Consider the following 7,363-nt stretch of genomic DNA (forward strand, 5'->3'; position numbering starts at 1 on the left):
GGAGTGGAATTGTCAAACAGCGATGAAATTCGCAGGGAACAGGAATTCATCGACGCTCTGTACGCGCGCGTGGACGCCCTGCGCGGACACACCGAGGCCGGCGTCACGGATGCGCTCGCGCAGGGAAACACGCCCATGCAGGCGCGGCTGGAGCGGGACATCCTGGTCGCCGAGCGGTCCGGGCTGCTCGCCGCGCTGAACGCCGTCGACGGCTCCCTCTGCTTCGGCCGTATCGACCTCACCTCGAGCACCAGCCACCACATCGGCCGCATCGGGCTGCGCACGGACGACACCGAGCGCACGCCGATCCTGATCGACTGGCGGGCCGACGTCGCCCGCCCCTTCTACCTGGCCACCGGCCACACCCCGATGGGCCTGCGCCGGCGCCGGCACCTCACCACCGAGGGCCGCCGGGTCACCGCCCTGCACGACGAGATCCTCGACCTGGGGGACCAGGAGCGGACCGGCCACGAGGACCCGACCGGCGACGCCGTCCTGCTCGCCGCCCTCGACGCGGCGCGCACCGGCCGTATGCACGACATCGTGCAGACCATCCAGGCCGAACAGGACGAGATCATCCGGGCGCCGCACCGCGGGGTGCTGGTGGTGGAGGGCGGCCCGGGCACGGGCAAGACGGCCGTCGCGCTGCACCGGGCCGCGTATCTGCTGTACGAACACCGGGAGCTGCTCGCCAGGCGGGCCGTCCTCATCGTCGGCCCCAACCCCGCCTTCCTCGGCTACATCGGCGAGGTGCTGCCCTCCCTCGGCGAGACCGGCGTGCTGCTCGCGACGGTCGGGGAGCTGTTCCCCGGCGTGAAGGCGACGGCGAGCGACAGCCGTGCGGCGGCCGCGGTGAAGGGCCGCGCCGACATGGCGGACGTGCTCGCCGAGGCCGTACGCGACTGGCAGGCGCTGCCCGACCCGGTGATCGCGATCGAGCACGACCGGGAGATCCTGATGCTCGACGACGGCCTGGTGAAGGTGGCCCGCGAGCGCACCCGAGCCGCCGGGCTGCCGCACAACGTGGCGCGCGAGCACTTCGAGGGCCACATCCTCAACACGCTCACCGACATGGTCGCCGAACGCATCGGCACGGACCCCTTCGACGGTACGAATCTGCTGGACCCGAGCGACATCACGCAGATCCGCGACGAGCTCGCCGAGAACCCCGAAGTGTGGGCCGCCGTCGACCAGTTGTGGCCGCGGCTGACCCCGCAGCGCCTGGTCGCGGACTTCCTCGCCGATCCCGTCGGGTATCTCCCCGACGAGGACGCCGCCGCCATCCGCCGTCCGGTGACACGGGCGTGGACGGTGGCGGACGTACCGCTGCTGGACGAGGCGGCCGAACTGCTCGGCGTGGACGAGCGGGTGGCGCGGTTGCTGGCGGAGCGGGAGCGGGAGACGCAGGTCGCGTATGCGCAGGGCGTGCTCGACGTCTCCTACGCCTCGCGCACCTACGAGTTCGAGGACAAGGCCGAGGAGGACTCCGAGGTCCTGTCCGCGCATGACATCATCGACGCCGAGCGGTTCGCCGAGCGGCACGAGGAGGACGACCACCGCAGCGCCGCCGAGCGGGCGGCGGCCGACCGGACCTGGGCGTTCGGGCACATCATCGTCGACGAGGCGCAGGAGCTGTCGCCGATGGCGTGGCGACTGCTCATGCGGCGCAGCCCGACGCGGTCGATGACGCTCGTCGGGGATCCGGCGCAGACGGCGGAGGCGGCGGGGGTCGGGTCCTGGGCGGGGATCCTCGAACCGTATGTCGGGGACCGCTGGGAACATGCCCGGCTGGGTGTCAACTACCGGACTCCGGCCGAGATCATGGAGGTCGCTGCGGCGGTGGTGCGGGCCGAGCAGCCGGGCTTCGAACCGCCGAGTTCGGTGCGGTCCACTGGTGTACGGCCTTGGGCGCGCGCCGTCGATGATCTGCCGGACGCGGTGGCCAAGGCCGTGGAGGAGCTGACGCCCGCGGAGGGGCGGCTCGCGGTGATTGCGCCGCGGCATCTGCACGGGAAGCTGGCCGCTCGGCTGGACGGGGTGCGGGCGGGGGGCGAGCCCGATCTGACGCGGACCGTGGTGCTGCTCGATCCGCGGCAGTCGAAGGGGCTGGAGTTCGACTCGGTGCTGGTTGTCGAGCCGGGGCTGTATGGCACGAGTGATCTGTATGTGGCGCTCACTCGGGCTACGCAGCGGTTGGGGGTGCTGCACAGTCGGGCGCTGCCGAAGGCGTTGGCCGCGGCGCTTGCGTGACCGGCTGTTTTCGCCCCCGCCGCCCCTACCCGTCCCGACCCGGGGGCCAGCCCCCGGACCCCCGCTCCTCAAACGCCGGAGGGGCTGAATTTTCGCCGGCCAGGGCTGACCTTTCGCAGGCCGGGGCTGATCTTTCGCCCCGTCCAGCGTTTGGTCTTTCAGCCCGTCCGGCGTTTGAGGACGAGGCCGTTCAGGCCGAAGCGGGGGTCTGGGGGCGGCAGCCCCCAGGGGACGGGAATGGGCAGGGGCGGCGGGGGCGAGGAAATGCTAGGCCGGGCGCAGCCACACCGTTGCCAGTGGGGGCAGGGTCAGCCTGATGCTTGCCGGGCGGCCCTGGTGGGCCTGGGGTTCCGGCTTGATGATGTCGGGGTTGGTCACGTCGGTGCCGCCGTACTTTGCGATGTCGGTGTTCAGGGATTCGTGCCAGGCGGGGACGTCGTCGGGGACTCCCAGGCGGTAGTCGTGGCGGACTACGGGGGAGAGGTTGGAGACCGACAGGAGCGGGGTGCCGTCGGCGGCGAGGCGCAGGAACGCGAAGACGTTGTCCTCGGCCGCGTCGCCGACGATCCACTGGAAGCCGGACGGGTCGGTGTCCCGCTGCCACAGGGCGGGGGTGTGGCGGTAGACGATGTTGAGGTCGCGGACCAGGTCGCGCACCCCGCGGTGGTCGGGTTCGGCGCCGTACGCCGGGTCCAGGAGCCACCAGTCCGGGCCGTGTGCCTCCGACCACTCCGCGCCCTGCGCGAACTCCTGGCCCATGAACAGGAGTTGCTTGCCCGGGTGGGCCCACATGAAGCCCAGGTAGGCGCGCAGGTTGGCGCGCTGCTGCCACCAGTCGCCCGGCATCTTCGACACCAGGGAACGCTTGCCGTGGACCACCTCGTCGTGCGAGATGGGCAGGACGTAGTTCTCGCTGTACGCGTACACCATCGAGAAGGTCATCTCGTTGTGGTGGTACTTGCGGTGCACCGGCTCGTGGCTCATGTAGTCGAGGGAGTCGTGCATCCAGCCCATGTTCCACTTCAGGCCGAAGCCCAGACCTCCGAAGCCGCCCGGGCCCCGGTGGTGCGTGGCCCGGGTGACGCCGTCCCAGGCCGTGGACTCCTCGGCGATCGTGACGACACCCGGCACCCGCCGGTACACCGTCGCGTTCATCTCCTGCAGGAACGCCACCGCGTCCAGGTTCTCCCGGCCGCCGTGCTCGTTCGGGACCCACTGGCCGGGCTCGCGCGAGTAGTCGAGGTAGAGCATGGAGGCCACCGCGTCGACGCGCAGACCGTCGATGTGGAACTCCTCGCACCAGTAAATGGCGTTCGCCACCAGGAAGTTGCGCACCTCGCGGCGGCCGTAGTCGAACTCCAGCGTGCCCCAGTCGGGGTGCGCGGCGCGCAGCGGGTCCTCGTGCTCGTACAGCGTGCGGCCGTCGAACTCCGCCAGCGCCCAGTCGTCCCGCGGGAAGTGCGCCGGCACCCAGTCCATCAGGACGCCGATGCCCGCCTGGTGCAGCGCGTCGACCAGGTACTTGAAGTCGTCGGGGGTGCCGAGGCGGGCCGTGGGGGCGTAGAAGCCGGTGACCTGGTAGCCCCAGGAGCCGCCGAAGGGGTGCTCCGCGATCGGCATCAGTTCGACGTGGGTGAAGCCCAGGTCCTTGACGTATGCGGGGAGCTGGTCCGCCAGTTGACGGTACGTCAGGCCCGGGCGCCAGGAGGGCAGATGGACCTCGTAGACCGAGAACGGCGCCTCGTGCGCGGGGAGGTCCGCACGCTGCTCGAGCCACTGCGCGTCGTGCCACTCGTGGTGGGAGGCGGTGACGATGGACGAGGTGTTGGGCGGGGCCTCCGTGCGGCGGGCCAGCGGGTCCGCGCGCAGGGTCTTCGAACCGTCGGGCCGGGTGATCTCGAACTTGTACAGCTCGCCCTCGCCGATGCCCGGCGCGAACAGCTCCCAGACACCGGAGGAGCCGAGCGAGCGCATCGGATGGCCGGTGCCGTCCCAGAAGTTGAAGGTGCCGGCCACGTGCACACCGCGCGCGTTCGGCGCCCACACGGAGAAGCGGGTGCCGGCCACGCCCTGGTGCGTCATCGGGTGCGCGCCGAGCACCTGCCACAGATACTCGTGCCGGCCCTCGCCGATCAGGTGCAGGTCGAGCTCGCCCAGCGTGGGCAGGAAGCGGTAAGCGTCCTCGGTCTCCAGGACCGTCCCCTCGTACCTCACGAGGAGCCGGTACTCGGGGACCTCGGTCAGGGACAGCAGTGCGGAGAAGAACCCGTCCCCGTCGTCGTGCAGCTCGGCCCGCAGGTCCGCGGCGACGACGGTCACGGACAGCGCGTACGGCCTGAAGACCCGGAAGGCGACCCCGCCGGGGACCGGGTGGGCGCCCAGCACGGTGTGCGGGTCGTGATGGGTACCGGCGAGCAGCCGCTCGCGGTCGCCCGCGTCCAGCAGAGCAGTCGCCTTCTCGACCGCTGCATTCTCGACGACGGCTTTCGTGACCACTTTCTTGGCAGTGGCCTTTTTGGTAGTGGTCTTCTTGGTCGTTGCTTTCTTGGCCGTTGCTTTCTTGGTGGTCGCCTTCTTGGCCGCCGGGGCGGCCTTCTCGGCGGCGGCTTTCTTCGTTACCGCCTTCTCCGCGGCCTTTTTCGGTACCGCCTTCTTCACACTCTTCGCGGCCTTCTCAGCCTTCTTCTTCGGATCCGAACCGCTGGGCGTGGGGCGGGGGGTCACGGGCGGCGCCTCCTCGGCGAAGGTGAGGTCGGGTGCGGGCGGGTCGGGGCGGGTCAGTACGGATCGGACGCGGCGTAACGCTCTATTGCCGCCATCGGAACGGGGAGCCAGTCGGGGCGGTGGCGGGCCTCGTAGACGACTTCGTAGATCGCCTTGTCCGTCTCGTAGGCACGCAGCAGTACCGGGTCGGTGCGCGGATCGCGGCCGCTGACCTCGGCGTATCCGGAACAGTAGGCCGCCCGGCACGTCTCTGCCCAGCCCTCTGCCTGCGGCATTGCGGAATGGGCCGCGTAGTCGAAGGACCGCAGCATCCCCGCGATGTCCCGCACCGGCGGCTGCGGCATCCGCCGTTCGGCCAGCGGTTTGGACGGCTCGCCCTCGAAGTCGATCAGCCACCACTGACCGGTCGGCGAGCGCAGGCACTGCCCGAGGTGCAGGTCGCCGTGGATGCGCTGCGCGGTCCAGGTACGGCCCTCCGCAGCCAGGTCGGCGAGCGCGGTGAACGCGGAGTGCAGGGCGGGGGCGTACGGCCGTAGCGCGGGCACCGCCTGGGCGGCCGCGTCGAGGCGCTCGATCATGCCCTCGGCCAGCAGCTGCAGCTGGGTGTGGCCCAGGGTGACGGTCGGCAGCGCGCGGGCGAGCGCCGTGTGCACCTCGGCCGTGGCACGGCCAAGCGCCCGTGCCTCGGCGCCGAAGTCCTCGCCCTTGGCCAGCTCGCGCAGGGCCAGCTCCCAGCCGTCCGTCGCGCCCTGCAGAAACGGCTGGAGCACGCCGAGTACGTACGACTCCCCGGCCAGCTCCGCCCGCAGCCACGCGGTCGGCGCGGGCACCCGGGGGCAGCCCTCGCGGGCGAGCGCCAGCGGCAGCTCCAGATCGGGGTTGACACCCGGCACGATCCGGCGCAGCAGCTTGAGGATGAACGTATCTCCGTAGACGACCGACGAGTTCGACTGCTCGGCCGTCACCACCCGCGGGACCAGCCCGGTCCGGATCTCCTGGCCGGGCTCCCGCTCGAAGCGCAGCCCGCCGATACGGGCCTGGGTGCGCAGCGCCTCCAGGAGCACCTCGGCGGGCCGGGGGTCGTGCAGGGCGTCGTACACCGTGCGTCCGGCGAGCGGGCCCTCCTCCACGTGTCCGATCAGCGCGGGCGCGAGCCGGGGCGGCAGCGCCTCGCGCACGCCTATCAGCAGCTGGTAGCAGTCGCCGGGGTGCGGCTCGGCGCCGAGTGTGAGTGGCTGATGGGCGCGCACCAGCAGATGGTGGAGGCCGAGCCTGGCGTCGGCCGGCAGCAGCTCGGTGGCCGCGACCAGCGAGAACCCGGTGACCGGCCGCCCCTTGCCTGCGAACCAGCGCTGCCGCGGCAGCCATTCCCGCAGCAGTGGATCCAGGGACGCGAGCAGGCCAGGACTTGTGGTGCCGGAAAGTGTGACAGTTTCCGCCATGGTGTCACATTCCTTTCCCCGGGTGGTCGGGGTGTTACTGATGCGTGCCCCGGGTGGGACAGGGGAAACCGCCCCGCCCCGGGTTCTGCGAGGCGCTACGCGGGGTCCTTGCGGAGCCTGAACCAGTAGAAGCCGTGCCCGCCGAGTGTCAGCAAGTACGGCAGCTCTCCGATGGCCGGAAAGCGCACCCCGCCGAACAGCTCGACCGGATGCCGCCCGTTGAAGATCCGCAGATCCAGCTCCGTCGGCTGCGCGAACCGCGAGAAGTTGTGCACGCACAGCACGAGATCGTCCTCGTACTCCCGCAGGAAGGCCAGGACCGCCGGGTTGGACGACTGGAGCTCCGTGTAGGACCCGAGCCCGAAGGCCGGGTTCTGCTTGCGGATCTCGATCATCCGGCGGGTCCAGTGCAGCAGCGACGAGGGCGACGACATCGACGCCTCGACATTGGTGACCTGGTAGCCGTAGACGGGGTCCATGATGGTCGGCAGGAACAGCCGCCCGGGGTCACAGGACGAAAAACCTGCGTTGCGATCCGGTGTCCACTGCATCGGCGTGCGTACGGCGTCGCGGTCGCCGAGCCAGATGTTGTCGCCCATGCCGATCTCGTCGCCGTAGTAGAGGATCGGCGAGCCCGGGAGCGAAAGCAGCAGGGCGGTGAACAGTTCTATCTGGTTGCGGTCGTTGTCCAGCAACGGCGCAAGCCGCCGCCTGATCCCGATGTTGGCGCGCATACGCGGGTCTTTCGCGTATTCCGCCCACATGTAGTCGCGTTCCTCGTCGGTGACCATTTCCAGGGTCAGCTCGTCGTGGTTGCGCAGGAAGATGCCCCACTGGCAGTTCGCCGGAATCGCGGGGGTCTTGGCAAGGATTTCCGAGACCGGGTAGCGCGATTCCCTGCGCACCGCCATGAAGATCCGTGGCATGACCGGGAAGTGGAATGCCAT

Annotated in this window: 4 protein-coding genes; 1 reads left to right on the forward strand and 3 read right to left on the reverse strand. The window is 70.4% G+C overall.

Annotated features, from left to right (window positions below; genetic code table 11):
* Nucleotides 1-27: 27 nt before the first annotated feature.
* A complete protein-coding gene (locus ACFY10_RS51170) occupies nt 28-2,250 on the forward strand; it encodes a HelD family protein (protein ID WP_390672295.1) in 2,223 nt (740 codons plus the stop codon).
* 267 nt (nt 2,251-2,517) lie between these two features.
* On the opposite strand, the gene glgB is transcribed toward ACFY10_RS51170, so the two are convergent.
* From glgB to ACFY10_RS51185, 3 genes are all read right to left on the reverse strand, one after another.
* Nucleotides 2,518-4,974 (reverse strand): 1,4-alpha-glucan branching enzyme, encoded by a 2,457-nt coding sequence (glgB, locus tag ACFY10_RS51175; protein WP_390672285.1) that lies wholly within the window; start codon nt 4,972-4,974, stop codon nt 2,518-2,520.
* A gap of 53 nt (nt 4,975-5,027) precedes the next feature.
* Nucleotides 5,028-6,416 carry a maltokinase gene (locus ACFY10_RS51180; RefSeq protein ID WP_390672286.1) on the reverse strand — a complete coding sequence of 463 codons (1,389 nt, stop codon included), beginning with the start codon at nt 6,414-6,416 and terminating at the stop codon, nt 5,028-5,030.
* A gap of 95 nt (nt 6,417-6,511) precedes the next feature.
* The coding region (locus ACFY10_RS51185; RefSeq protein ID WP_390672287.1) for an alpha-glucosidase C-terminal domain-containing protein at nt 6,512-7,363 on the reverse strand (852 nt) is incomplete at its 5' end.

The sequence above is a fragment of the Streptomyces sp. NPDC001401 genome (genome assembly GCF_042895385.1).
Taxonomy (GTDB): Bacteria; Actinomycetota; Actinomycetes; order Streptomycetales; family Streptomycetaceae; genus Streptomyces.

Excerpts from the sequence above, each read along its gene's own strand:
- ACFY10_RS51180 (WP_390672286.1), bottom strand. The coding sequence starts at position 6,416 with ATGGCGGAAACTGTCACACTTTCCGGCACCACAAGTCCTGGCCTGCTC.